Origin of the sequence: Pandoraea sp. SD6-2 (genome assembly GCF_000389825.1) — a bacterium.
In the GTDB taxonomy this organism is placed as follows: domain Bacteria; phylum Pseudomonadota; class Gammaproteobacteria; order Burkholderiales; family Burkholderiaceae; genus Pandoraea; species Pandoraea communis.
The window spans coordinates 637,949-663,649 of sequence record NZ_KB944454.1 but is presented as its reverse complement, the minus strand read 5'-3'; the positions used below and the strand labels follow the sequence as shown (position 1 = coordinate 663,649).

Annotated in this window: 23 protein-coding genes and 1 pseudogene; 3 read left to right on the top strand and 21 right to left on the bottom strand. The window is 64.7% G+C overall.

Translation table 11 applies throughout. The features are described 5' to 3' along the window. Positions 1-30: 30 nt before the first annotated feature. Positions 31-930 carry an NAD(P)-dependent oxidoreductase gene (locus tag C266_RS19390; protein WP_010808378.1) on the bottom strand — a complete coding sequence of 300 codons (900 nt, stop codon included), beginning with the start codon at positions 928-930 and terminating at the stop codon, positions 31-33. 261 nt (positions 931-1,191) lie between these two features. Here C266_RS19390 and C266_RS19385 point away from each other — a divergent pair, with 261 nt between their 5' ends. Further along, positions 1,192-1,995: a helix-turn-helix domain-containing protein gene (locus C266_RS19385; protein WP_010808379.1), complete on the top strand. Its 804-nt coding sequence runs from the start codon at positions 1,192-1,194 to the stop codon at positions 1,993-1,995. Positions 1,996-2,170: 175 nt separating this feature from the next. Then, positions 2,171-2,572 (top strand): VOC family protein, encoded by a 402-nt coding sequence (locus C266_RS19380; RefSeq protein WP_010808380.1) that lies wholly within the window; start codon positions 2,171-2,173, stop codon positions 2,570-2,572. 139 nt (positions 2,573-2,711) lie between these two features. Here the strand turns inward: C266_RS19380 and C266_RS19375 are convergent, their stop codons facing one another. The 16 genes and pseudogenes from C266_RS19375 to C266_RS19300 all read right to left on the bottom strand — a co-directional run bounded on the left by C266_RS19375 (position 2,712) and on the right by C266_RS19300 (position 20,543). After that, on the bottom strand, positions 2,712-4,733 hold the full coding sequence (locus C266_RS19375) for an acetyl/propionyl/methylcrotonyl-CoA carboxylase subunit alpha (protein WP_010808381.1): 2,022 nt from the start codon (positions 4,731-4,733) through the stop codon (positions 2,712-2,714). 211 nt (positions 4,734-4,944) lie between these two features. Further along, positions 4,945-5,925: pseudogene (gene bioB / locus C266_RS19370) on the bottom strand (biotin synthase BioB); the annotation flags it as partial. A 130-nt stretch (positions 5,926-6,055) separates the two neighbouring features. Continuing rightward, the gene (gene bioD / locus C266_RS19365; RefSeq protein WP_010808383.1) at positions 6,056-6,868 is read right to left on the bottom strand and encodes a dethiobiotin synthase; all 813 of its coding nucleotides are present in this window, start codon (positions 6,866-6,868) and stop codon (positions 6,056-6,058) included. Further along, complete coding sequence (gene bioF, locus C266_RS19360) at positions 6,861-8,069, bottom strand: 8-amino-7-oxononanoate synthase (RefSeq protein WP_010808384.1); 1,209 nt, start codon at positions 8,067-8,069, stop codon at positions 6,861-6,863. Before bioF ends, bioD begins: the two co-directional genes overlap by 8 nt. Beyond that, positions 8,066-9,442, bottom strand: a complete 1,377-nt coding sequence (gene bioA, locus C266_RS19355) for an adenosylmethionine--8-amino-7-oxononanoate transaminase (RefSeq protein ID WP_010808386.1) — start codon at positions 9,440-9,442, stop codon at positions 8,066-8,068. Before bioA ends, bioF begins: the two co-directional genes overlap by 4 nt. A 312-nt stretch (positions 9,443-9,754) precedes the next feature. Further along, complete coding sequence (locus C266_RS19350) at positions 9,755-10,546, bottom strand: enoyl-CoA hydratase/isomerase family protein (protein WP_010808387.1); 792 nt, start codon at positions 10,544-10,546, stop codon at positions 9,755-9,757. Positions 10,547-10,580: 34 nt separating this feature from the next. Next, positions 10,581-12,188, bottom strand: coding sequence for a carboxyl transferase domain-containing protein (locus C266_RS19345; RefSeq protein WP_010808388.1), 1,608 nt, complete (start codon positions 12,186-12,188; stop codon positions 10,581-10,583). A 66-nt stretch (positions 12,189-12,254) separates the two neighbouring features. Further along, the gene (locus C266_RS19340) at positions 12,255-12,677 is read right to left on the bottom strand and encodes a YchJ family protein (RefSeq protein WP_010808389.1); all 423 of its coding nucleotides are present in this window, start codon (positions 12,675-12,677) and stop codon (positions 12,255-12,257) included. Between the two features lie 19 nt (positions 12,678-12,696). Then, on the bottom strand, positions 12,697-13,302 hold the full coding sequence (locus C266_RS19335) for a 2-hydroxychromene-2-carboxylate isomerase (protein ID WP_010808390.1): 606 nt from the start codon (positions 13,300-13,302) through the stop codon (positions 12,697-12,699). Positions 13,303-13,489: 187 nt separating this feature from the next. Beyond that, entirely contained in the window at positions 13,490-14,167 is a 678-nt protein-coding gene (locus C266_RS19330; protein ID WP_010808391.1) for an SDR family oxidoreductase, read from the bottom strand. A gap of 42 nt (positions 14,168-14,209) precedes the next feature. After that, a complete protein-coding gene (locus tag C266_RS19325) occupies positions 14,210-15,394 on the bottom strand; it encodes an acetyl-CoA C-acetyltransferase (RefSeq protein WP_010808392.1) in 1,185 nt (394 codons plus the stop codon). 150 nt (positions 15,395-15,544) lie between these two features. After that, a complete protein-coding gene (can, locus tag C266_RS19320) occupies positions 15,545-16,225 on the bottom strand; it encodes a carbonate dehydratase (RefSeq protein WP_010808393.1) in 681 nt (226 codons plus the stop codon). Between the two features lie 48 nt (positions 16,226-16,273). Continuing rightward, entirely contained in the window at positions 16,274-18,079 is a 1,806-nt protein-coding gene (aceK, locus tag C266_RS19315; protein ID WP_010808394.1) for a bifunctional isocitrate dehydrogenase kinase/phosphatase, read from the bottom strand. A gap of 85 nt (positions 18,080-18,164) precedes the next feature. Further along, the gene (locus tag C266_RS19310; protein ID WP_010808395.1) at positions 18,165-19,346 is read right to left on the bottom strand and encodes an isovaleryl-CoA dehydrogenase; all 1,182 of its coding nucleotides are present in this window, start codon (positions 19,344-19,346) and stop codon (positions 18,165-18,167) included. Between the two features lie 98 nt (positions 19,347-19,444). After that, positions 19,445-19,921 (bottom strand): PaaI family thioesterase, encoded by a 477-nt coding sequence (locus tag C266_RS19305; RefSeq protein ID WP_051126455.1) that lies wholly within the window; start codon positions 19,919-19,921, stop codon positions 19,445-19,447. A 184-nt stretch (positions 19,922-20,105) separates the two neighbouring features. Next, positions 20,106-20,543: a MerR family DNA-binding transcriptional regulator gene (locus C266_RS19300; RefSeq protein ID WP_010808397.1), complete on the bottom strand. Its 438-nt coding sequence runs from the start codon at positions 20,541-20,543 to the stop codon at positions 20,106-20,108. Between the two features lie 131 nt (positions 20,544-20,674). Here C266_RS19300 and C266_RS19295 point away from each other — a divergent pair, with 131 nt between their 5' ends. Further along, positions 20,675-21,757, top strand: coding sequence for an MBL fold metallo-hydrolase (locus C266_RS19295; RefSeq protein WP_010808398.1), 1,083 nt, complete (start codon positions 20,675-20,677; stop codon positions 21,755-21,757). Positions 21,758-21,859: 102 nt separating this feature from the next. On the opposite strand, the gene C266_RS19290 is transcribed toward C266_RS19295, so the two are convergent. From C266_RS19290 to C266_RS19275, 4 genes are all read right to left on the bottom strand, one after another. Next, the gene (locus C266_RS19290) at positions 21,860-23,179 is read right to left on the bottom strand and encodes an MFS transporter (RefSeq protein WP_010808399.1); all 1,320 of its coding nucleotides are present in this window, start codon (positions 23,177-23,179) and stop codon (positions 21,860-21,862) included. Positions 23,180-23,408: 229 nt separating this feature from the next. Continuing rightward, positions 23,409-23,858 carry a hypothetical protein gene (locus C266_RS19285; RefSeq protein ID WP_010808400.1) on the bottom strand — a complete coding sequence of 150 codons (450 nt, stop codon included), beginning with the start codon at positions 23,856-23,858 and terminating at the stop codon, positions 23,409-23,411. Positions 23,859-23,957: 99 nt separating this feature from the next. Beyond that, positions 23,958-24,812 (bottom strand): SDR family oxidoreductase, encoded by an 855-nt coding sequence (locus C266_RS19280; RefSeq protein ID WP_010808401.1) that lies wholly within the window; start codon positions 24,810-24,812, stop codon positions 23,958-23,960. 46 nt (positions 24,813-24,858) lie between these two features. Beyond that, positions 24,859-25,542 carry a thiol:disulfide interchange protein DsbA/DsbL gene (locus tag C266_RS19275; protein WP_010808402.1) on the bottom strand — a complete coding sequence of 228 codons (684 nt, stop codon included), beginning with the start codon at positions 25,540-25,542 and terminating at the stop codon, positions 24,859-24,861. Positions 25,543-25,701 lie beyond the last annotated feature (159 nt).

Here is a 25,701-nt window from a genome sequence, read left to right as displayed (position 1 = left end):
GGTAGCGCGAAGACCTCCCCGCTACGGGTATCAGGATTTGGCCTTCGGCAGGCCGGCGCGACGCAGCGCCACGCGCGACAGCGCGGCCCAATCGAGCTGGCCTTCGTCGTGGGCGAGACTGTCCAGATGGTTGTCGCGCAGCACGGTGCCGAACGGCATCGGCACGTTCGCAGCCTCGCCCGCAAGCAATGCAAGGCGAACATCCTTGGCACCGAGCGCGAGCTTGAAGCCGGCCGGCTCGAAGACCTCCTTCGCAATCGCTGCACCGTAACCCGTATAAGCCGGCGTGGCGAAGATCGTGGTGGTCACCATGTCGAGGAAGTCGGCACTGGTCACGCCGTGCCCTTGCGCGAGCGCAGCCGCTTCACTCATCGATTCGATGGCGCTGGCGATCATGAGATTCGCGGCGAGCTTCACGACGTTGGCCCGCTCGGGCGAATCGCCGAAGCGCCAGGTGCGTTGGCCGAGCACGTCGAAGACCGGTTGAACGGTGTCGATGACGCTCGTGTCGCCCGCCACCAGGATGTTGAGCTTGCCTGCCTCTGCGACCGTCACACGCCCCAGCACCGGGGCTGCGAGATAGCGCAGGCCGAGCGACTCGCATCGCGCCACCATCTCCCGGGCGAAAGCGAGCGAGACGGTCGCCATGTTCACGACGATGGCGCCATGCGGCAGCGCGGCAAGCGCACCGCCGTCGGCACCTTCGCACAGCACGGCGCGCGACGTGTCGTCGTCGGCCAGCATGGCGATGAGGACGTCCGCCCCGCGAGCGGCATCGGCCGGGGTGGTGCCAGGCGTGGCGCCGGCGGAGGTCAGTGCGTCGACGGGGCCGCGCGAGCGGTTCCACACACGGAGTGCGAATCCCGCCTTGAGTAGATTGCGGGCCATGGGCGCGCCCATCGTGCCGAGTCCGAGAAATCCGATATTCATGTGTTCTCCCGATGCCAGGAATGTAGGTACAGCGCGGAGGAAGCGGGCAAAGGACGAGGGCCGCCAGATAAGTGCGCCACGTGCCGGTGCCGACCGCGTTGTCCGAAAGCATGACACCGAACGCAAGTTGACGCATAGGAGACCTGCCGCCGAGCTGCCGCAGCAAATGCAGCAAACGCGTCCCGAGCGGCGCACGGATTGGCACAGGTAAGATGCACGTGATGCCATCCGTCGCCGGGCGCGCCCGTTCCCGCCATCGCCATGACCTTCCGCAACAACTGGCCGAGTTTCAAGAAGCTGCCATACCCGGTGTACTTCCGGTACGACGAGTTCGACGCGCAGACGGCGTGGGTGCCGCATCGTCACGACTGGGGCACGCTCAACTATGTGGCGAACGGCGTGATGCAGTTGGAGATCGAAGGCGCCCGGTTCTTGTCGCCGCCGCAATATGCCGTGTGGATTCCGCCGAAAGCCGCGCACGCGAGCTTCAACGCGAACGCCGTGATCTACCGGTCGGTGTATATCGACGCCTCACTCGCCGGAGGGCTTCCGTCGAGCGCAGCGACACTGCGTATCAGCGGCCTGCTACGGGCCATCCTGTCCGATTTCGCCGAGCGTGGTGTGGCGTGTCCGCGCACCGAGGCCGACCGCCGTCTCGCGCACGTGCTCATCGATCAGTTGGCGCTCGCTCCGGCCGAACCGCGTTTCCTGCCGCAGGCGAGGTCACTGTCGCTGGTCCGTGTACTGGACGCATTGCAACGCGAGCCCGGCGATAACCGCACGCTCGAAGCGTGGGCCGAGACCGTCTCCATGACGCCGCGCACGCTGGCGCGCCATTGCTGCGCGGAGTTGGGGATGACGCTGGGGCAGTGGCGGCAGCGCATGCGTTTTCTGCGCGCCATCGAGGGGTTGGAGGCGGGGCGTACCGTCAAGTCGATTGCGTTCGATCTGGGCTACGCCACGCCCTCCGCTTTTATCGAGATGTTCACGCGCCAGTCGGGTCTGACGCCGGAACAGTTCCGGCGTCAGACGATTCTGGGCGCGGCCGAGCAAGATCCGGCGTGATGCCGGCGCGCAGCCTCACTGGCCGTTACCGCTTCCGGCATCCGTGCAGTCAACCGGCCTGCGCCTGCGGATCGTGCCAACGCGGCGTTCCCCCGTGGTTTGGGCGCGCACCCTCGAACGGCGGTTCTCGTGCTATAGACTCCCCCACTTGCTTACCCTTTTTGGAGGAACCGCCATGATCCGCTACGCAACGCTCGGTACCAACAATCTGGAAAACGCGACGGCTTTCTACAACCGTGTGCTGGCCACCCTCGATTTGCATCCCACCCCGTTCTCGCACGAAACCTTCTACGGGCGTAAAGCTGCCCCCAGCGAAGAGGTGGTGTTGACGGTCACGTTGCCCTTCGACGGCGCACCGGCCACACGCGGCAACGGCAGCATGATCGCGCTGCATGCGGAATCGAAGCAGCAGGTCGACGCCGCGTATGACGCGGCAATCGCGCAAGGCGGCCAATGCGAAGGCGCTCCCGGGCCGCGTCCGGATTACCACCCGCGCATGTATGTCGCCTATTTCCGCGATCTCGATGGCAACAAGCTCGCGGTGGTGCATTTCGAACCCGTCAGCGACGCGCAATGAGGCGCCCTCAGGATGGCACTCCTTGACTGACAACCCTGACGCGCGAACACACACCATCGGCTTCGCGCCGATCGATGACTGACGTAGTGCGATGCGCGTGCGGTCTGCGGCTGAAGTCCACCAGCAGACCGCCTGCCGCCTACCGCTTGAACGCCAGCAACTGCGCGCCTTCCGGCACCTGATCGCCGACCACGTAAAGCACTTCTTCGATCTCCCCGTCCGCCGGCGCGCTGATGGTGTGTTCCATCTTCATCGCCTCCATCACGAGCAGCGGCGCCCCCTTCTCGACCTTGGTGCCGGCCTGCGCGAGCACCGCGATGACCTTGCCCGGCATCGGTGCCGTCAACCGGCCTTCGCCTCCTTCGTGGGCTCCGGCCTGCGCGAGCGGATCATGCCAACGCAGGGTCCATGACAGACCATCGGCGAAGACGTGCGCGGTTTGCTGCTCGAAGTCGACGTGACCCTGCACGCGCCGCTCGCCGAGCGTCACGCGGTACACGCCGCCGTCGTGGGTGTACCGATACGGATAGGTCTGCCCGTCGACCGTCAGGGTGCTGGCCTGCGGGCCGCTCGTGAGCACAACGTCGAGACGTGTCTCGCCGTGATCGAACGATAGCGTGCGCCGGTAGTCGGCGTTCAGACGCCAGCCCGTGGCGAGTTGCCACGGCGAGTGATGATCGATGCTGTCTTGATACTTGCGGCGTCCGATCACGGTTTCGCGGCTGAGCTGTGCGGCAACGGCCAACGCCAGCGTGGTTGCCGGCACCGGGGCGGCGGCCGGGAACAACGTGTCGCGGTGGCGCTCGATCAGCCCGGTGTCGAGATCGGCGCCGGCGAACGGCTCGCTGGCGACCAGGCGGGAGAGGAACGCGATGTTCGTCTGCACGCCGACGATGCGGTACTGCCCCAGCGCACGGCGCATGCGCGCGAGGGCTTCTTCGCGGTCTTGTCCCCACACGATCAGCTTGGCGATCATCGGATCGTAGAACGGCGAGATGGTGTCGCCTTCGCGCACGCCCGAGTCGATGCGCACGGCGGCCGGTGTCGCCGCCCCGCCGATCTCGAACTGGACCGCAGCGGGCGGACGCAGCGTGGACAGTGTGCCTGTCGACGGCAGGAAGTTGTTGTCCGGATTCTCGGCGTAGATGCGCGCTTCGAGCGCATGGCCGTGAATGCGCAACTCGTCCTGCTTGCGCGGCAACACTTCGCCTGCGGCGACGCGCAATTGCCATTCCACCAGATCGAGGCCGGTGATCATTTCCGTGACCGGGTGCTCGACTTGCAGACGCGTGTTCATCTCCATGAAGTAGAACGAGCCGTCCTGATTGGCGATGAACTCGACCGTGCCTGCGCCGACATAGCCCACGGCGCGCGCGGCGTTGCAAGCGGCTTCGCCCATCGAGCGGCGGCGCTCACCGGTCATGCCCGGTGCGGGCGCCTCCTCCAGCACTTTCTGATGACGGCGTTGCACCGAGCAGTCGCGCTCGAACAGATAGACGCAATTGCCGTGCGTGTCGGCGAACACCTGAATCTCGATGTGACGCGGACGCGTCAGATACTTCTCCACGAGCACGCGCTCGTCGCCGAAGCTGCTCGCCGCTTCGCGCTGGCACGACGCCAGTGCGGCGCGGAAATCCTCGCTGCGCTCTACGACACGCATGCCCTTGCCGCCGCCGCCCGCGCTGGCCTTGAGCAGCACGGGGTAGCCGATGTCGTCGGCGCGTGCGTGCAGGAAGGCGGCGTCCTGATTGTCGCCGTGATAGCCGGGCACCAGCGGCACGGCGGCGCCTTCCATGAGCGTCTTGGCGGCGCTCTTGCTGCCCATGGCGCGGATGGCGCCGACCGGCGGGCCGATGAAGACGATGCCGGCCTCGTGGCACGCGGCGGCGAACGCCTCGTTCTCCGACAGGAAGCCGTAGCCGGGGTGGATGGCCTGTGCGCCGGTGGCTTTGGCGGCGTCGATGATGGCGTCGATGCGCAGGTAGCTGTCGCGCGCGGCGGCCCCGCCGACGTGCACCGCTTCGTCGCACACGGCAACGTGCTTGGCGTGGGCGTCGGCGTCGGAATAGACGGCTACCGTGCGAATGCCCAGCCGTGCAGCCGTTGCCGCGACGCGACAGGCGATTTCGCCGCGGTTGGCGATGAGGATCTTGTCGAACATATTGCCTCCGGAAAACGATCGATTTGGGTGGCGCGTGGCGCATGGCACCTTCGCTTGTGACGACGGGCCACTGCACTTGCACCATTCTCTTTGCTATCCAACTTCGCCGCGACGGCGGATCGTCTCTTGCGATCTCTCAGCCGTCGCGTCGCTCAACGCGTCAACACATCCTTTCACGCCAGTCGTCAGTCTCGCCGCCTGCCGAACGGGCTCAGTGAGTCGCGCAGGCCGTAAGGCCATCGCACTCGCCCGCGTTCCCGGCGCCAAGCTTTTCCTCGGTCGACGTGCGCATGCCGAGGCGCGCGAGCAACGCACGGTCATGCTCGGCCTGCGGGTTCTGCGTCACGAGCAGTTTCTCGCCGTAGAACATCGAGTTGGCGCCGGCGAGGAAGCACAGCGATTGCAGTGCGTCGTCCATCATTTCGCGGCCAGCCGACAGACGCACCATCGCGCGCGGCATCGTGATGCGCGCCACGGCGATCATGCGCACGAAATCGAACGGATCGACATTCTCGTTGTGTTCGAGCGGCGTGCCCTCGACCTTCATCAGGTTGTTGATGGGCACTGACTCGGGATACGGCGACATGTTGGCCAGTTGCGCGATGAGACCGGCGCGCTCGCGGCGCGTTTCACCCAGACCGACGATGCCGCCGCAGCAGACTTTCAGCCCGGCGTCGCGTACGCGGGCGAGCGTGTCCAGACGATCCTGATAGGTGCGCGTGGTGATGATCTGACCGTAGAACTCGGGCGACGTATCGAGATTGTGGTTGTAGTAATCGAGACCGGCCTCGCGCAACTGTTCGGCCTGCCCGTCACGCAGCATGCCGAGCGTGACGCACGTCTCGAGACCCAGCGCCTTGACGCTGCGCACCATCTCGCCCACGGCGTCGACCTGATGCGGTTTCGGGCTGCGCCATGCGGCGCCCATGCAGAAGCGCGTCGCGCCCGCGTCCTTGGCGCGCTGCGCGGCGGCGACGACTTCCTCCACCGGCATGAGCTTCTCAGCCTCCACGCCCGTGTCGTAACGGGCCGATTGCGGGCAATAGGAGCAGTCTTCCGGGCAGCCGCCGGTCTTGATCGAGAGCAGCGTCGAGAGCTGCACGGCGTTGGCGTCGAAATGGTCGCGATGCACCTGCTGCGCACGGAAGATCAGATCGTTGAATGGCAGCGCGAAGAGCGCTTCGATCTCGGCGACGGTCCAGGGCTTGTCGTTGCGGCGCAGTGCTTCGTCGTGTCCGTGAGCGGCGGTGTGGGCGTGAACTTGCATAGTGTGATTCCTTGAATTCTGTGTGAGGGGTGTCGCGCGATGGGTGGCCGCGCGCTCAGGGGGCCGTGTGCGGGCGCGTCGTTAGTGACGCCTCAACCGCACGCGGCAATGTCGAGTCGACCAGCGGGGCAATGTCCAGATAGCCGGACGCCGTCGCGGCATCGGGGTGTGGCAGATGCGGCACGCGTCCGAGCAGCGGCGCGCTCAGGCGCGTGGCAATCGCATCGACGTTCGCCTCCGCATGGCGCATATTGGGATCGACGTGATTGGCGACCCAGCCCGCGAGCGTCAGACCGCGCGAGGCAATGGCTTCGGCGGTGAGCAGCGCGTGGCTGATACAGCCCAGCCGCAGGCCGACGACGAGGATCACCGGCAGGCCGAGTTGCCGCGCCAGATCGGCCGTGTCCGGTGCACTGGCGTCGGGGCCGAGCGGCACGCGAAAACCGCCCACACCCTCGACGATCACCAGATCGGCGCGCGCGGCCACACGCGCGTAGCCTGCCCGGATCACACTGCAATCGAGCGCAATACCTTCGGCGGCGGCCGCGATGTGAGGCGCAGTGGCGTCCTTGAGAACGTACGGGCAGTACCAGTCGTCCGGCAGCTTCAGCGTGCTTGCCCGATGCAACTGCTCGACGTCGTCGTTGACGAAGCGCCCGTTGTGCTCGAAGGCGCCCGCCGCCACCGACTTCAGTCCGGCGCACACCAGTCCGCGACGCGCCGCTGCGTGCAGCAGTGCCGACGAAACGAGCGTCTTGCCGATTTCGGTGTCGGTGCCGGTGACGAAAAACGCATGGCGGGCAGGCGTCGCTCGTTCGGCCGGCGTCTCGACGCAAGCATTACAAGCACTAGGGGTTCGATCATCCATGCGCGTGCTCCGTCCAGTCTCGGTCGAGTTGGTTGATGGCGGTGGCCAGCCGTGCGACGTCGTGCGCGGTGTGCGCGGCGCTGAGCGTCACACGCAGGCGCGACGTGCCCGGCGCCACCGTCGGCGGACGAATGGCAGGCACCCACAACCCGGCCTCGGCAAGGCCCGCCTGCGCGTGCAGCGCTGCGGCGTTTTCACCGAGGATGATTGGCTGCACGGCCGTCGGCGAGACGATATGCCGCCAATGCCGCAGCGTGAGCGAATCGCGCAGTTGGGCAATACGGGCCTGCAACGCGGCGCGGCGCTCGCGGCCTTCCTCGCCCGCAATCAGGGCAACGCTCGTGAGCAGTGCGTGCGCTTGCGAGGGGGCGGCTGCCGTCGTGAAGATGTACGGCCGCGCACGATTGATAAGCCAGTCGATGACACGATGGTTTGCCGCGACAAACGCCCCGCCGACACCTGCGGCTTTGCCGAGCGTGCCGATGATGACGAGGTTGGGCGAGCGCAGATCGAAATGCTCGAACACGCCACGGCCGTTTTCCCCCACGACGCCGAAGCCGTGCGCGTCGTCCACAACGAGCCACGCGTTGTGCTGTTCGGCAAGCGCGAGCAGTTGCGGCAGCGGCGCGATGTCGCCGTCCATCGAGAACACGCCGTCGGTGACGATCACCTTCGTCCCGGCCGTGCTGGCGGCGAGCAGCGCAGCCAGCGCATCGACGTCACCGTGCGGATAGACATGCGTGCGTGCGCGGGACAGACGGGCGCCATCGATCAGCGACGCGTGGTTCAGGGCCTCGGAGAAGATTTCGGCATCTTTACCGGCGAGCGCCGAGATCGCCGCCAGATTGGCCATGTAGCCGGTGCAGAAGTACAGCGCGCGGCCGTCGACCAGATGCGGCGACATGAACTCGGTGAGCGCGTCTTCGAGTTCGGCGTGGGCCTGCGAATGACCGCTGATGAGGTGCGAGGCGCCGCTGCCAGCCCCATAGCGGCGAGCGCCTTCGATGAGCGCCTCCACAACCTTCGGGTGGGCAGCCAGACCGAGATAGTCGTTGCTGGCGAACGCGAGGACATCGCGGCCATCGGCCCGCACGTGCGGCTGGCATGGCGTGGAGACCACGCGGTGACGGCGGCGCAAGTGCGCGCGGTCGATCTCCGCGAGTTCGGCGTCGAGGCGGGCGAGCAAGGGATGGGACGTCATGCCGACACCTCCACGCTGTGCGTCATCGTGGCGTCGAACGCCGCGAGCGTTTGTTGCGCGAGCCAGTCGACGATGCCGTCGTCTAGCACATACGGGGGCATCAGATAGACCGTGGCGCCGATGGGGCGCAGCAGCACACCGCGTGCGCGGGCTTCGGTGTAGAAGCGCTTAGCGAAGGCGCCAGCGGCGTCAGATGCCTTCGGCAACACCGCGTCGAACGCCCAGATCATGCCGCGATGGCGGAAATGCCGCGCGCGCGGATCGTCCGCCAATGGCGCGAGCGCCTTCGTGAGACGGGCGGCGCGAGCGGCGTTGCGCGCGAGGACGTCGTCGTCGGCAAAGATGTCGAGCGTAGCGAGCGCGGCGCGGCACGCCAGCGGATTGCCGGTGTACGAGTGCGAGTGCAGGAAGCCGCGCGCGGTGTCGTCGTCGTAGAAGGCGTTGTAGATCTCATCGCGCGAGAGCACGAGCGAGAGGGGCAGATAGCCGCCGCTGATCCCTTTGGACAGCGTAAGCAGGTCGGGCCAGACACCTGCCTGCTCGCTCGCGAAGAAGGTGCCGGTGCGTCCGCATCCGACGGCGATTTCGTCGGCGATCAGATGCGTGCCATGCCGGTCGCACAGCGCACGCACGAGCCGCAGGTACTCGGGATCGTGCATCGCCATGCCGGCCGCGCATTGCACGAGCGGCTCGACGATGACGGCGGCGACGCGCCCCTCGCGCTGGGTGAGCAACGTGTCGAGTTCGGCCGCAGCACGGCGTGCTACGTCGACCGGCGTTTCGCCATCGCGCGCGAGACGCGCATCGGGCGAGGCCACCACATGGGCGTGACGCAGCAGCGGGTCGTAGGCATCGCGGAACAGCGCGACGTCGGTGACGGCGAGCGCACCCAGCGTTTCGCCGTGATAGCCGTTGCGCACGCACACGAATTCGCGCTTGTCGCTGTGGCCTTGATTGCGCCACGCGTGAAAGCTCATCTTGAGGGCGATCTCGACGGCAGACGCGCCATCGGAGGCGAAGAAGGCATGGCCCAGCACGCCGCCCGTGAGCGCAGACAGGCGTTCGGCCAGCGCGACGACCGGCTCGTGCGTGAAGCCTGCGAGCATGGCGTGCTCGAGGCGGCCGAGCTGATCGACGAGCGCCGCGTTGATGCGTGGATTCGCGTGACCGAAGAGGTTGACCCACCAGGAACTGATGGCGTCGAGATAGCGCTCGCCGTCGGTATCGACGAGCCAGGGGCCTGCGCCGTGAGACAGTGCGACGAGGGGCAGCTTTGCCTGTTGCTTCATCTGCGTGCAGGGGTGCCAGACCTGCCGCAGACTGCGCGCGGCGAGATCGCTGGGACCGGCGGGGGGGCGCGTGAAGGCGTCCATCATTGACTCCTTGGTTGGCCGCGACGAACGACACTCGCACGGCGGCGTGCGTCGTTCGTCCGGCTGGCCGGTGGCGGGCGTCGCACTGGGCGCTTCCGCACGGGGCCGGAGGTGGGGGATGGGCGCATGGTAGGCAAAGCGTTTTGGCAGGGCAATAGGCGGAATTGGCGCAAAAAATCGCTGGTTTGCGTACTGTAGCAAGACGTTATCGATAAATTCGTAAAACCCGCCGATAACGTTGCGGCATCTCCGCCGTCAGCCCTCCTCAAAAAAATTTGTAACCGATGATGCGTGTTGGCGCGTGCGCAGGGCTCAGGACACCTCGCGCCACGACGGCGAACGCTTTTCAAGGAATGACCGCACCCCTTCGCGGCCTTCGTCCGATGCGCGGATCGTCGCGATACGGTCTGCCGTCTCGGCGATGGCGTGGTCGTCGATGGCGCGGCCCGCGAAGTCCTGCACCAGGCGTTTGCACTCCTTCACGGCGTTCGGGCTGTTATCGGCCAGCGCCTTGGCGAGTGCCTGCACGGTGCTGTCGAGCGCGTCTGCGGTAACGACTTCGTGCACGAGGCCGTGCCGTTGCGCCGTGGACGCAGTGAAGCGCTCGGCGGTGAGGAAGTAGCGGCGCGAGGCAGCCTCGCCGAGCGCGCGAATGACATAGGGGCCGATCGTGGCCGGCATCAAACCCAGCTTCGCTTCCGACAGGCAGAAGTGCGCGGTGTCGACGGCGACGACGATATCGGCCACGGCCGCGAGACCCACGCCACCGGCGTAAGTGTCGCCCTGCACGCGGGCGATCACCGGCTTCGGGCAGTGGTAGATGGTGTTCAGCATGACGGCGAGCGTCATCGCGTCGGCGCGGTTCTCGGCGTCCGAGTAACCGGCCATCTTCTTCATCCAGTTCAGGTCGGCGCCAGCGCAGAACGCGACACCTTCCGCCGCGAGCACGACGACGCGCACATCGTCGTTCGTGGCGAGCGCGCGAAACGCACCCGTCAATTCCTCGATGACCGTTTCGTTGAAGGCGTTACGCACGTCCGGTCGATTGAGCGTGATCGTGGCGACGTGGGCATCGACGCTGAGTTTTAGCGTGGCGAGATTCATGATTGGGAATTCCTCGAAGGACCGGTGCGGGCGGTTACATGCGGAACAGGCCGAAGCGTGTTTCGGGAATCGGTGCATTCAATGCCGCCGACAGTCCCAGTCCGAGCACGGTGCGCGTATCCGCCGGATCGATCACGCCGTCGTCCCACAGGCGAGCGCTCGCGTAGTACGGATGTCCCTGACGTTCGTACTGATCGCGGATTGGTTGCTTGAAGGCATCTTCTTCCTCCGCGCTCCACTGACCGCCCTTGGCTTCGATGCCGTCGCGCTTGACCGTGGCCAGCACCGACGCGGCTTGCTCGCCGCCCATCACCGAGATGCGGGCGTTGGGCCACATCCACAGGAAACGCGGCGAGTACGCGCGACCGCACATGCCGTAGTTACCGGCGCCGAACGAGCCGCCGATGATGACGGTGAACTTCGGCACGTTCGCGGTGGCGACAGCCGTCACCATCTTGGTGCCGTGCTTCGCAATGCCTTCGTTTTCGTACTTGCGGCCGACCATGAAGCCCGTGATGTTCTGCAGGAAGATCAGCGGGATCTTGCGCTGGCAGCACAACTCGATGAAGTGCGCCCCCTTTTGCGCCGACTCCGAGAACAGAATGCCGTTGTTCGCCACGATGCCGACCGGATAGCCCCACAGATGCGCGAAGCCGCACACGAGGGTGGTGCCGTAACGCGCCTTGAACTCGTCGAATTCGGAGCCGTCGACCATACGTGCGATCACTTCGCGCACGTCGAACGGCTTCTTCGTGTCGGACGGAATCACGCCATACAGTTCGCGGGCGTCGTACTTCGGCTCGACAGGCGGCTTGACCGTGACCGTGGCCGGCTTCTGACGATTGAGGTTGGCGGCGATGCTGCGGGCGATGGCGAGCGCGTGCGCGTCGTTCTGCGCGAAGTGATCCACCACGCCCGACAGCCGGGTATGGACGTCGGCCCCGCCGAGGTCTTCGGCGCTGACGACCTCGCCCGTCGCCGCTTTGACCAGGGGAGGACCACCGAGAAAGATCGTGCCCTGTTCCTTGACGATGATCGATTCGTCGCTCATCGCGGGCACGTAGGCGCCACCGGCCGTGCACGAGCCCATCACCACGGCGATCTGCGGAATGCCCTGCGCGGACATCTGCGCCTGGTTGTAGAAGATGCGGCCGAAGTGATCGCGGTCGGGGAAGACGTCGTCCTGATTCGGCAGATTGGCGCCGCCCGAGTCGACGAGGTAGATGCACGGCAGATGGTTCTGCTCGGCGATCTCTTGCGCGCGCAGATGCTTCTTGACCGTCATCGGGTAGTAGGTGCCGCCTTTGACCGTGGCGTCGTTGCAGACGATGACGCATTCCTGACCCGAGACGCGTCCGATACCGGTGATGATGCCCGCACCCGGCGCATCGTCGTGATACATACCGATGGCGGCGAGTTGCGAGAGTTCGAGAAACGGCGAGCCCGGATCGAGCAACTGCTGCACACGCTCGCGCGGCAGCAGCTTGCCGCGCCCTACGTGCTTCTTACGTGCGGCCTCACCGCCGCCACCGGCCAGTTGCGCTACCCGTTCGCGCAGGTCGTCGACCAGGGTCTGCATCGTGGCCGCGTTGCGTGCAAAATCTTCGCCGCGCGGGTTGAGTTTGCTTTCGAGAATCGGCATGTGACGAAATCCGGTGGAGAGTGAGTTGTCGTTGAATTCGTTTTCTGTACGTGCGCTGGCGCGAGTTCAGTCGAACAGGTCGCCGTCGATATAGCGCCAGCGGCCGTCGCCGGAGCGCTCGAAGCGGCTGCGCTCGTGCAAGCGGTGGGCGCGTCCGCCGACCTTGTAGCGGGCGACGAATTCGACTTCGGCGTGGGTGTCGTCGCTTTGCCGATGCGTCTTGACCTGAAGGTCGAGCCACTGCGGTGCGTCGTCGAAGTCGAGCGTGGCGGGACGTGTGCGTGCCGCCCACGTGTCGAGCAGGTACGGCGCGTTGTGACGCACGAACGCCGTGTAGCGCGAGCGCATCAGCGCTTCGGCCGTGGGGGGAATGTCACCGCGCTCCAGATAGCGCCCGCAGCAGTCGTCGAACGCGAGTCCGCCGCAAGGGCAGGCTTCGCGATCGGGGGCCGGCGTCGGGGTGCTGCGCGACGGTTGGGGTCTTGCCATCGTGTGTCTTGCCTTGTTGTCAGATTTTGCCTTGCTTCAGACAGGCCTCGACCTGCGAGAAGCGATCGAAGCCCCAGAACGGTTCGCCGTCCACGATCACAAAGGGCGAGCCGAAGACGCCCCGCGCCATGGCCAGATCGATTTCGGCCTTGAGGTGATCCTTGGCGGCGGGGGAGTGCATACCGGCATCGAGCGCCGCACCATCGATGCCCAGCGCCTCGCCCAGACGCACGAGTTCGCCCGGGTCGCCGATGTTCACGTCGTCGACGTAGAGCGCCTGGAAGATCGATTTCGCGAACTCCGCAGACAGGTCGCCGCCGCGATGATCCTGTACCCACAGCACGGCGCGCTCGGCGGCTTGCGTTGGGATCGGGAAGTGCGTCGGGCGCTTGTATGCAATGCCGTGAAAGCGCGCGGTGCGCTCCACGTCGTGTCGCAGGTACTCGGTCTTGATGGGATGCTGCACCGGCGCTCCCGTGCCGTTCACCTTGTAGACGATGTCGAGCAGGATCGGGTGCCACGCGACACCGCGTCCGTTTTTCGCGGCGATGTCGTCGATGCGGGTACTCGCAAAATACCCATAAGGGGATGCGAAGTCGAAATAAAAATCGATGGCGGACGTCATGTTGGCTCCGTTTCCGAGTGACGTGTCTGGCCCGCGAATCAAAAGATACGGCGGCGTGGCAACAGCTTGTGCGACTGCTTGTTATTCCGTCTGACGCCGGGCGATTTCTGCCCCGTCGCCACTTGTCTCGTCTCGTGCGCCGTTCCTGAGGGGATGGCTCACGCCTGCGGCCCGCATGACCCCGTGGCTACCACGTGAGCGCGTTGCCGTCGTAATTGAAGAACCCGCCGTTGTGCGTTGCGCGCTCGCGCGGCGCTCGGGCGAACACACGGCGCATGCCGGCCACGCTTGTCTGCACGTCGATGTCGGCGTCCTCGCCGCCCATGTCCGTGCGCACCCAGCCCGGATGCATCGCAACGCATGTGGCGCGCTGGGCTTCGAGCGATACGGCCTTGACCACCGAATTCACGGCAGCCTTGCTCGCGCGGTAGAGCCAACTTCCGTTCGACTCCATCAGCGCAACGCTGCCCATGCGGCTCGAGAGAAAGCCGAACGTGCCGCCAGCGGCTTCGACGAACGGCAAGACGAGCGGTGCGGTTTGCATGGCGCCGAGCACGTTCGTGTGGAACACGCGGTCGAAGGCTTCCTTCGTGATCGGCGCAAGGCCCGCTGTGCGGTCCGAGTTCACGCCTGCGTTGTAGACGGCGACGTCCAGTTCCACGCCGTCGAGCTGCCACGACAGGCCGGAGAGCGACTCGACGCGCGTGACGTCGAGCTTGAGCGGTTCGGCGCCGAGTTCGCGCAGGGCCGCCAGTCCATTGTCGTCGCGCGCCGTGGCAAACACTCGCCAGCCGTCCTCGCGATACTGCCGTGCGAATTCCATGCCGATGCCGCGCGAAGCACCGATGATGAGCGAAGTTTTCATGACGGGTTTGTCCTGTCGGTCAGCGCCGAAGTCAGAGGAGAGTCAGACGAGTTCGATGGCCATGGCCGTGGCTTCGCCGCCGCCGATACACAGGCTGGCGACGCCGCGCTTGCCGCCGGTCTTGCGCAGCGCACCGATCAACGTGACCAGAATACGCGCGCCGGATGCGCCGATCGGGTGGCCGAGCGCGCAGGCGCCGCCGTGAATGTTGACCTTCTCGTGCGGCAGGTCGAACTCCTGCATCGCCGCCATCGCGACGACCGCGAAGGCTTCGTTGATTTCGTAAAGATTCACGTCCTTGGTCGACCAGCCGGTCTTGTCGAACAGCTTGCGCATGGCGCCGACCGGTGCAGTCGTGAACAGGCCCGGCTCCTGAGCGAAGGTGCTGTGACCGGCGATGCGGGCCAGCGGCGTGAGCCCGAGGCGCGTGGCCGTCGATTCGCGCATGAGCACGAGCGCGGCGGCGCCGTCCGAGATCGACGACGAATTGGCAGCCGTCACCGTACCGTCTTTGCGAAAAGCGGCCTTGAGGGTCGGGATCTTCTCGGGATTGGCCTTGAGCGGCTGTTCGTCCTGATCCACGACCGTGTCGCCCTTGCGGCCAGCCACCGTCACCGGCGTGATTTCCCACGCGAACGACCCGTCCTTGATGGCGTTTTGGGCGCGTTCGAGCGAGGTGATGGCGAAGGCGTCCTGCGCTTCGCGGGTGAACGCGTAACGGTCTGCGCATTCCTCGGCAAAGGTGCCCATCAGGCGACCTTTGTCGTAGGCGTCTTCCAGACCGTCGAGGAACATGTGATCGAGGACCTGGCCGTGTCCCATGCGCATGCCGACGCGCGCCTTGGGCAGCAGATAAGGCGCGTTGCTCATGCTCTCCATGCCGCCCGCGACAATGACGTCGGCACTGCCGGCGACGAGCATGTCGTGCGCGAACATCGCGGCGCGCATGCCGGAGCCGCACATCTTGTTGACGGTGGTGGCGCCTGCGGCGAGCGGCAGCCCGGCGCCGAGCGTGGCCTGACGCGCCGGGGCCTGGCCCTGACCGGCGGGCAGCACGCAGCCCATCACCACTTCGTCGACCTGTTCCGGCTTCAGACCGGCGCGCTCGACAGCGGCACGAATGGCGGCAGCACCCAGTTGCGGTGCCGCGACGTCGCCGAATACCCCTTGCAGGCCGCCCATCGGCGTGCGGGCGGCGGAAACGATAACGATCGGGTCTTGTTGCATGGCAGTCTCCTGTAATCGGTGGCGGGGTTGGCGATTCGCCTTCGCAGACGGGCTCGTCAGCCCCCGAATATCCAATGCTTCAGTCCTTCCATCGTCCACGCGCCCATTCGGATGAGGGAGTGTCCGGCGCAGCCGGACGGCGCCAATCGCTCAGGCGCGTGGGTTGCGTAATTCGTCCATCGCCGCGACACAGCGGTCGTAGATGCGCGGCAGGGCTTCGAGGCTGTTGACGGACATGCGCAGGTCGCGCACCAGCCCGTCGCGCAGGCCGTACACCCAGCCATGCACCGTCACGGGTTGATTGCGGGCCCAGGCGTCGCGCAATACCGTCGTGTGGCAGATATTCACGACCTGTTCAATGGCATTGAGCTCGCAAAGGCGGTCGTGACGCGCGTCGCGCGAGGGCAGCGCGTCGATCTGCTCGACGTGCTGCTCGTAGACGTCGCGCACATGGCGCAGCCAGTTATCCACGAGGCCCATCTTCTCGCCGTCGAGTGCTGCCCCCACGCCGCCGCAGCCGTAATGGCCGACCACCATGATGTGGCGAACCTTCAGCACTTCGACGGCGAACTGCAATACCGACAGGCAGTTCAGATCGCTGTGCACGACCACGTTCGCAATATTGCGGTGGACGAACACTTCGCCCGGCGCAAGGCCGGTAATCTGGTTGGCAGGCACACGTGAGTCGGAACAGCCGATCCAGAGATACTCCGGCGCTTGCAGCTTCGACAGCCGCTCGAAAAACGCGGGGTCCTCCGCGTTCACGCTGGCAACCCAGGCGCGATTGTTGTCGAGCAGATGGATAAGAGGTTGGTCTTTGTCTTCGGTCATGATCGTGTCATCCGGCGGGCATGTCGTGGGCTGAGAGACGTGGCACGCTCAAGCGGCCGCCGCGCGGGGCGGGGCGTTTGTGGCACCGCTGCCGGTGCCGTAGCGATTGACGAAACGCAGTGCGACATCGTACGGATAGAAGTCGTGCATCTGTCCGGCTCGCACCCTGTCCTGATAGTCCTGCCACAGGCCGGGGTCGAAGAAATCCGGATGATGCTGGCTCAGATAGTGCCGCACGCGCGTGTCGCCCGTCAGAAACGTTTCAAACGTCTGCGGAAACACATCGTGCGGGCCTACACGGTACCAGACTTCCCCCGACATCGCCTCTTCTTCGTTACGCGGTTCCGGCACGCGACGGATGTGGCAATCCGTCAGATATTCCAGTTCGTCGTAATCGTAGAAGACCACCCGGCCGTGACGCGTCACACCGAAATTTTTGTACAGCATGTCGCCCGGGAAAATGTTCGCCGCCATCAATTCCTTCACGGCATTGCCGTACTCGCGCATGGCGTGCTCCACCTGCGCGTCGGACGCCCCCTGGAGCCACAGATTGAGCGGCGTCATGCGGCGCTCGATATAGCAATGGCGGATGACGAGCGCGTCGCCGTCGACTTCGAGCAGCGACGGCACTTCGCGCCGAAGCTCGGCGAGCAGGGCGTCGTCGAAGCGCGAGAGCGGGAACGCTACGCTCGAGAACTCCAGCGTATCGGCCATCCGGCCGACGCGATCGTGCTGCTTGACCATCAGATACTTCGCTTTCACCTGCTCGCGCGTGGTCTCCTTGGGCGGCGCGAAGCGCTCGCGAATCAGCTTGAAGACATACGGATACGAGGGCAGCGTGAACACCAGCATGACCAGTCCGGGAATACCCGGCGCGCTCACGAACTTGTCGCTCGAATGTTTCAGGTGATGCAGGAAATCGCGATAGAACAGGTTCTTGCCGTGCTTTTGCAGCCCGAGCGACGTGTATATCTCGGCCTTGGGCTTGCTCGGCATGATGGTGCGCAGGAACTGCACGTAGGCCGACGGCACTTCCATGTCGACCATGAAATAGGCGTGCGTGAAGCCGAACACCACGCGCAGGTCGTCACGGCGCAGCAGGGCGGTGTCGAGCGCGAGCTTGCCGTTCGCGTCGTGCATGATCGGCACGGCGAACGGCGTGGTCACGTCGCCGTTCACGATACGGCCCACGATATAGGCCGCCTTGTTTCGGAAGAATAGCGACGCGAGCACATGAATCTGGAAATTCGGCGCCGGTTTGAACTCGCCGAACACTTCGTCGATGGCGCGCATCACATAGCCGACGTCACGCGACAGATCGGCAAACGGACGGGTGAGCTGAAAATTCGTGACGATGCGCGTGAGCGTGGCGGCCATGCCGTCTTGCGCCGGGTAATAGACGCGATAGGTGGGCTTGGCGGCGGGCGCGTCGTTCTCGATGTACTCCGTCGCCACGGCGGGGCGCACGAAGATGAAGCGATTGTTGAAGTACGAGCGGTGAAGGATCTTGCAGCACACCGAGTTGAAGAACGTCTCGGCCAGTTCGGGCTGACGATGGTCAGTGAGCAGGCCGATGTAGTGCAGTTTCACTTGCTGCCAGACATCGTCGTCGAGCGACTGCGCGTCGAACTCGTCTTCGAGCGTGACGGTACATTCGCGCACGCGTTGGTCGTAATAGGCGATGCGCTCGCGCTGAAGTTTCTGGATGCCCGTGAAGTCGCCCGCCTCGAAACACGCCTGCGCCGCGACGCACACCTCGCGGAAGATGCGGTAATGCTTGTCGAAGCCGTCCAGCATCGTGCGGGCGACGTCGAAAGCAAACTGCGACGACAGGAGTTTCGGGAAGTGATTCATACCGGTCGGAACAGGCGCAGAGGCGGGTCTGGTGGATTGTAGCGCCGCTGCCTGCGCCTGAATGTCCGTCGTGGATCGATGTCGGTTACAGGGTTTGCGCGAACAGTTCGCGGCCGATCAGCATGCGGCGGATTTCCGACGTGCCTGCGCCGATTTCATAGAGCTTCGCGTCGCGCCACAGGCGGCCGACCGGGTACTCGTTGATATAGCCGTTGCCGCCCAGAATCTGGATCGCTTCCCCGGCCATCCACGTCGCTTTTTCGGCAGTGTAGAGAATCACGCCTGCGCAGTCCTTGCGTACCTGACGCACGTGATCGCTGCCGAGCGAATCGAGCTGACGGCCCACCGCGTACAGATACGCACGGCTTGCCTGCAGGATCGTGTACATGTCGGCAACCTTGCCCTGGATGAGCTGGAATTCGCCGATCGACTGGCCGAACTGCTTGCGGTCGTGGATGTACGGCACGACCACATCCATGGCGGCTTGCATGATGCCCAGCGGGCCGCCCGCGAGCACGGCGCGCTCGTAGTCCAGACCGCTCATGAGCACCTTCACGCCGCCGCCGATCTGGCCGAGCACGTTCTCTTCCGGGACTTCCACGTTCTCGAACACCAGCTCACCCGTGTGCGAGCCTCGCATGCCGAGCTTGTCGAGCTTTTGCGCGACCGAAAAGCCCTTCATGCCCTTTTCGACGAGGAACGCCGTCATGCCGCGTGCGCCGGCTTCCGGATCCGTCTTGCCGTAGACCACCAGCGTGTCGCAATCCGGGCCGTTCGTGATCCACATCTTCGTGCCGTTGAGCACGAAGCGGTCGCCGCGCTTCTCGGCGCGCAGCTTCATGCTGACGACGTCCGATCCCGCGTTCGGCTCGCTCATCGCGAGCGCACCGATGTGTTCGCCCGATACCAGCTTCGGCAGATATTTCGCCTTCTGCGCGGCGGTGCCGTTACGGTGAATCTGATTGACGCAGAGGTTCGAGTGCGCGCCATACGACAGACCGATCGACGCCGAGGCGCGCGAGATTTCCTCCATCGCGATCATATGGGCGAGATAGCCCATGTTCGCGCCGCCGTACTCTTCCGAGACCGTCATGCCGAGCACGCCGAGGTCGCCCATCTTGCGCCAGAGATCCATCGGGAACTGGTCGGTGCGGTCGACTTCGCCCGCGCGCGGTGCGATTTCCTTGGACGCGAAATTCGCGACCGATTCGCGCAGCATGTCGAGGTCTTCGCCGAGCATGAAATTGAGGCCGGGCAACGTAGTCATGACACAGTCTCCAGAGGGTGGCGCATGGCGGCTTGCCTGCGCTGATGTTCGAGGGTGCTTCGAGAGGCGTTGATTCGGTGAATCCGGTGCGGCGGCGCTCAGCGTGAGACGGATGCCGAGGCAGCCGGGGGCGTGCCCGCCAGCACGAACAGCGTTTGCTGCATGAGCGCGCACAGCGTCCATTTGCCGTCGTCGATGGCGAACAATTCGGCGGTGGCGACGATGAGCGTGCGTCCGGATTTCACGACCTGGCCGCGTCCGACCAGTGTATCGCCCTTGCCGGGCGCCAGAATGTTCAGTTTGTATTCCGCCGTGACCAGTTCCTGATCCGGCGTAATGCGCGTGTAGCCCGCGTAGCCGCCCGCCGAGTCGGCAATGGCGCCGATTACGCCGCCATGAAAGAAGCCGTGCTGCTGGTTGACCTTCTCCGAGAACGGCAGCGAGATTTCGCAGTAACCGTCGGCGAGGTGCGTGAGTTGCGCGCCCCAATGGGTCATCACGCCTTGTTGGTCGAAACTGCCGCGAATTCTCGCGGCGACGTTATCGTCGAGCGGTGCGGCGTGAGAGGCAGGCATGTTGACCATGATGAGGGAAGCAAAAGCGCCGGCAAGGCTGAGTTCGGAGATACTACTTTACGTTTACGTAAACGTAAAGTAAGGGGTTTCCTGAGTCGCGAAAGGCCATCTTCAGGAGGGAGGGGAATCCCGCTGGGCTGGGCGCAGGCCGGTCAGCGGGTATCGGACGCCGGAGCGTTGCGAATCAGTGTGACGTGGCTGCCGTTTTCGTCCGCCGGATGACGGGGGCGGGTGTGGCTTCACCCGCCGCTTCGAGCAACGCGAGGCACTGGGCTTCGTGCTGCGAGACTTCGTCCAGCGTGGCGTGCAGGTCTTCAAGTTGTTGCTCGAGCACTTGCCGGTGTTGCGAGAGGGTCTCGAGGAACACCTTGAGCTGGGGCACCGTATCCTTGGGCGACTCGTAGAGATCGAGAATGGTCTTGATCTCCGAGAGCGTGAGCCCGAGACGCTTGCCACGCAGCGTAAGCTTCAGGCGCGTGCGATCCTGGCCGGTGTAGACGCGATGGCGTCCGCCGGGGCCTTCGCGGGCCGGCGTGAGCAAACCCTGATCCTCATAGAAGCGGATCGCACGGGGTGTGATGTCGAACTCGCGGGCGAGGTCGGTGATCGTGTATGTGAGCATCGGGTTAAGCAAGTGCTTACCATTGCAGATAGAATTGCCGTTTACGTTAGCGTCAACTTGCATCGTATGCAATCGGTGACGGCGTTAACCTGACAATAAGAGAACAAGTCCATCTGGAGCGTGGTCCCCCCGTGAATGCCCTCGAACAACAACTGAACTATCCCCTTGGCGATTTCCTGCCGGACGGCGGTACGGTGCACGAAGTGTTGCCCGGCGTCTTCTGGGTACGCATGCCGCTGCCGTTCGTGCTCGACCACATCAATTTGTGGCTGCTACGCGACGAGGTGGATGGCGTCAAAGGCTGGACGGTTGTCGATTGCGGCATCACGCATGCGCAGATCAAGGCGTACTGGGAGCAGGTGTTCGACAGCGCCCTGGGCGGCGAGCCGGTGTTGCGCGTTGTCGTCACGCACTGCCACCCCGATCACCTCGGCCTTGCGCACTGGATCTGCAAGGGCGGCGACAAGCAACGTTGGGAAGCGCGGCTCGCCATGTCGCTGGGCGACTACGCGTGGGGCCGTCTCATGTCGGAGGGCGACAACAACAATGCGGCCAATGCCGGTGGCGACTTCGCGGTGACGCACTTCATCTCGCACGGGCTGGCCGACGAAGCGATGATCGATCAGATTCGCAACCGGAAGACCTACTTCAGCGATCTCGTCCCCGAAGTGCCTTCGCGTTACTTCCGCTTGCGCGATGGCGATACGCTGCGCATCGGCGGTAGCGACTGGCATTTGATTGCGGGCTACGGCCATTCGCCGGAACATATGGCGCTGTACTCCGAGCAGCATAACGTGCTGATCTCGGGCGACATGGTGCTGCCGCGCATCTCGACCAACGTCAGCGTGTTCGACATCGAGCCGGAAGCCAACTCGCTGCAACTGTTCCTCGATTCGCTGGGCGTGTACCTCGATCTGCCGGCCGATTGCCTCGTGCTGCCGTCGCACGGCCGGCCGTTCACCGGATTGCACACGCGCATTCGTCAACTGCGTGATCACCATGCGGCGCGATTGCAGGAGGTGCGCGAAGCGTGCGCAAGATCGCCGCAGAGCGCGGGCGACATCGTGCCCATCATGTTCCATCGCAAGCTCGACGCGCACCAGACGACCTTCGCCATGGGCGAAGCGCTGGCGCATCTGCATATGCTCTGGCGGGCAGGTGAGCTTAAGCGCGAGCGCGACGCGAAGGGCGTCTGGCGCTTCTCTCCGGTCTGATCTCCGGCCGGATCTCACGTCTGATTCGGCAGTCATGAAAAAAATGCCCCGGTGAGCATGTCGTCACCGGGGCATTTCTCATCGTGTCGCGAGTGCGGCGTTTCAGGCGTGCTGCGCCGACGCCGGCACCTCCCGGCCTTCGCGGCCCAGCAGACCGTACGTCAGCAGACTGATCGCCACCGTCAGCAGAATGTAATACGCTGGCGCGAGCGGATTTTGCGTCGCCTTGATCAGATACGTGATCCAGAACGGCGCGAGACCGCCGAACAGCATCACGGAGAGGTTGTAGAGAATCGACACACCCGTCGAGCGAACGCCGACCGGGAACACTTCCGTGACCGCCGTCGGGAACGCCCCCCACACGAAGCCCATGCAGACGGCCGGGAGAATCTGTGCGAGCAGCAGGTTGCCCATTGACGGCGAGCCGTGCAAACGCGTAAACATCCAGAACGACACCAGGCCGTAGAGCAGCACGAACAACAGAATCAGCGGCTTGCGGCCGACGCGATCCGACATCCACCCCGTGAGCGGGCACATTACCGCGATCAGGATGGCGGCGATGAACGTCGAGAGACTTGCAGAACCCTGCGTCAGGCCCAACTGCTTGACCGCGTAGATCGGCGTGTAGATCAGTGTCACGTAGAACGACGTCGTTGCTGCCACCGTCAGGCCGAAGCCCGCGATGAGCGAACGGTAGTGTTTCGAAAAGACGTCGGCGAGCGGCGTGCGGCGCGTCGGTTCACGCGCGGCGGCGTAGGCCAGAAACTCGGGCGACTCCGTCATGCGGCGTCGAATGTAAAAGCCGACCGGCCCGATCAGAATCCCGAACAGGAACGGCAGACGCCAGCCCCACGATTCGAGGGCTTCCTTCGTCAGCCCGGTGTTGAGCAGATAGGCGCAAAGCCCGGCGAGTGCCACGGCCAAGGCCTGCGAGCACATCTGGAAGCTGCCGTAGAAGCCGCGCAGATGCGCCGGCGAGAACTCGATGAGCATGGCCGTCGAGCCGCCGAATTCGCCGCCTGCCGAGAAGCCCTGAATCACCCGCGCGAGCAGGATCAGCAGAGGCGCGGCGAAGCCGATGGTCGCGTACGTCGGTGCCAGGCCGATCAGACCCGTGCCAAGCGCCATGAGCAGCACCATGACCGAGAGCGCCGACTTGCGGCCGGCATGATCGGCGTATAAACCGAACGCGAGCCCGCCGATGGGACGGAAGAAGAACGCCACGCCAAGCGAGGCCACACTCGCGAGCAGCGAGTTCGTATCGTTGGCTGCGGGGAAAAAGAGTTTTGCGATGACGACTGCGAAAAGGCCGTAGACGGTGAAGTCGAACCACTCGAATGCATTGCCCAGCGTGGAACCGATCACGGCTTTGCGTCGCAATGCCGGATCGATAACCGGTGCGCCGGTGGGGGTTGCCTGCATATACCTCTCCTGCTTGGTTGCGGATGCCGCAGTCGGATCGGTATGCGATGTCACGCGCGTCGGCATACGTCCGCTCTATGGCGGCAAGACCGGTTTAAAGTCGTGTGTACCTCTATTCAAGTTACACAGGCACTCTAGCGCAGGTTGGTAATGCACCACAACGGGTCAAAATTCCGGACAACCGTCACAGGGAAGTGAATTTCAGGCGGGGGCAGAGGCGCGGCGGGGCTTAGCGATTGCCGCGGCTGCCCTTCCAGCGGTAGTCGCGCTGTCCGACCCATCCCCACGTGCCGCTGTAGGGGTCGTACTCGTAGCGCTGCTGATACTCGGTGGTGTAGCAACCGCCCTTCTCGAGATAGCATCGCTCTCTCAGAAAGTGGGCCGTATCGCGAGAGGAGCGCGGCCGGGGCTGCGGCATAACGATGTAAGGTTGTGCCGGACCGATGTACACGGGCGGTTGCGGTGCAATGATCATCGGTGCAGGTGCCACGATGACCGGCGCAGGCCGAACGTAGGATTGCGGCGGGCCGAAGACCTGCCAGTTATCTGGGTCCATCACCGCACATCCGGAAACGACGAAGGCGAGCGGTACGAGGAAAATGAGAGCGATGCGCCGCAGGGGAGCAACGCCGCGATTGAGGCAAGCGCTTGACGCGTCTTGCGTTGACATGGCGTTCATGGGGACGTCGCGTGTGAAAAGTTTGGGGCACTGTAACGTGCCTCTCACCGCGTTTCCCCGGTTCACTCAGTACTTTGGGGGATGTCCCTGCAAGATCGGCTATGCGGTGCCATTCGATGGCGTGTCTGGCGGCTCGCCCGGGGTTGCCGGTGCGTTGTCTTTCGCTTTGCGCTCCGACAGGCGCGGCTTGCGCGGTGCGCGGGCGAAGAGCATGTCGTAGAGCCAGCGCGGCAGGCATCGCATGGCGCAAGCCACGACGCCCATCGGCCACGGCAGCACCACGAAGCGCTTGCGGCGCGCAATCGCTGCGGCCGCCTTGCGCGCGAACTTGTCCGCGTCCATCAGGAACGGCATCGGGAACGGGTTGCCGTCGGTCATCGGCGTGCGGATGTAGCCCGGCGCGATCGTCACGACGGCCACCTTGTCGGCACGCAGTTCCACCCGAAGGCTTTCCAGATACGTCATCGCCGCCGCCTTCGACGCGCTGTAGGCCCCGTGCCCCGGCAGCCCGCGCACACCGGCCACGCTGCCGATGCCCACGAGCGTGCCGCGCTTGCGCTCGCGCATCGGCGCGACGAAGGGGCAGAAGGTGGCGACCATCGCCATCCAGTTGGTATCCATCACCGAGGCGAAGTGCGGCAGATCGGCCGCGTCTTCCGTATTCACACCATGGCTGATGCCCGCGTTGGCGATCACGATGTCGGGCACACCATGGCGCGACATGAAGTCTTCGGCGGCGGCGTGCAGGGCGAGCGCGTCACGCACGTCGAGCGCATAGCAATGCACGGCATGCGGATGGGGGAGCGTGGCGGCAAGATCGGCGAGCTTATCGCCGCGACGGCCCACCAGCCCGAGGATTGCGCCCTCGGCGGCATAGTGACGCGCGAGGGCCTCGCCTAACCCGCTCGAGGCGCCCGTGATGAAGACTTTCGGTGATGTCGTGTGTGTGGCCATATAACGCAAAAGCCCGGCCGGGGCCGGGCTTTGTGACAGGCGAAGCTTACAGCTTCTTCGCGCGGATCTGGTTGATGATCGAGTCGGCCGTCTTGAGCGCGGCATCGAACGTCTGCTGCTCGGTTGTGGCCGGCTTGCCGGCCTTTTGCAGCGCATCGCCCGAAGTGGCGGGCGAGACCAGATACTTGCCCTGGATCGCGATCGTCGGCACGCCGTCGATCTTGTAATCCTGCCATGTCTTGTTGGCCGTCTTCACGCTGGCCTGGGTCGAGAAGCCGTTATAGGCATCCATGTACTTCTGCTTTTCGATGCCGAACTGCGTGAGGAAGTCGGCTTGCGTCTGCGCCGTCAGCAAGTAGTTGTGCTTGACGTGGATCTCGTTGAAGACCTTCGGCGTGAGTTCGCCTTCGCGGCCCAGCGCGGTCAGTGCGTAGAACATGCGGGTGTGCGGCTCGAAACGGTCCTGAAATGCAACCGGCACGCGCTTGAACACGACGTCCTTGCCCTGCTTCTTCACCCAGGCTTCGAGCGACGGCTCAAGCGCGCTGCAGTGCGGGCAACCGTACCAGAAGAACTCGGTCACTTCGATTTTTCCCGCGCCGGCCGATGTGGGCTGTGCCTGCGGCAACACCAGGTAGTCGGTCCCCGCGACAGGCGCTTCAGGCGAGGCCGAGGCCGCGCCGGAGAGGAAACCGAAAGAAATCAGTACGGCACCAAGAAGTTTTTTCATGATCGTTGTTTAGGAGTGAGGCAGACGCGCCAGCAATCGGTTGAGCGGCGTTTCTGCGAAACCATATCCCGGATTCAGGCAAATAAGACAGTGCGTATGACCGGCGATGTGCCGCCGGGTTCAACGGTCCGGCGATGCCGGAACCTCCCGAATGATGCG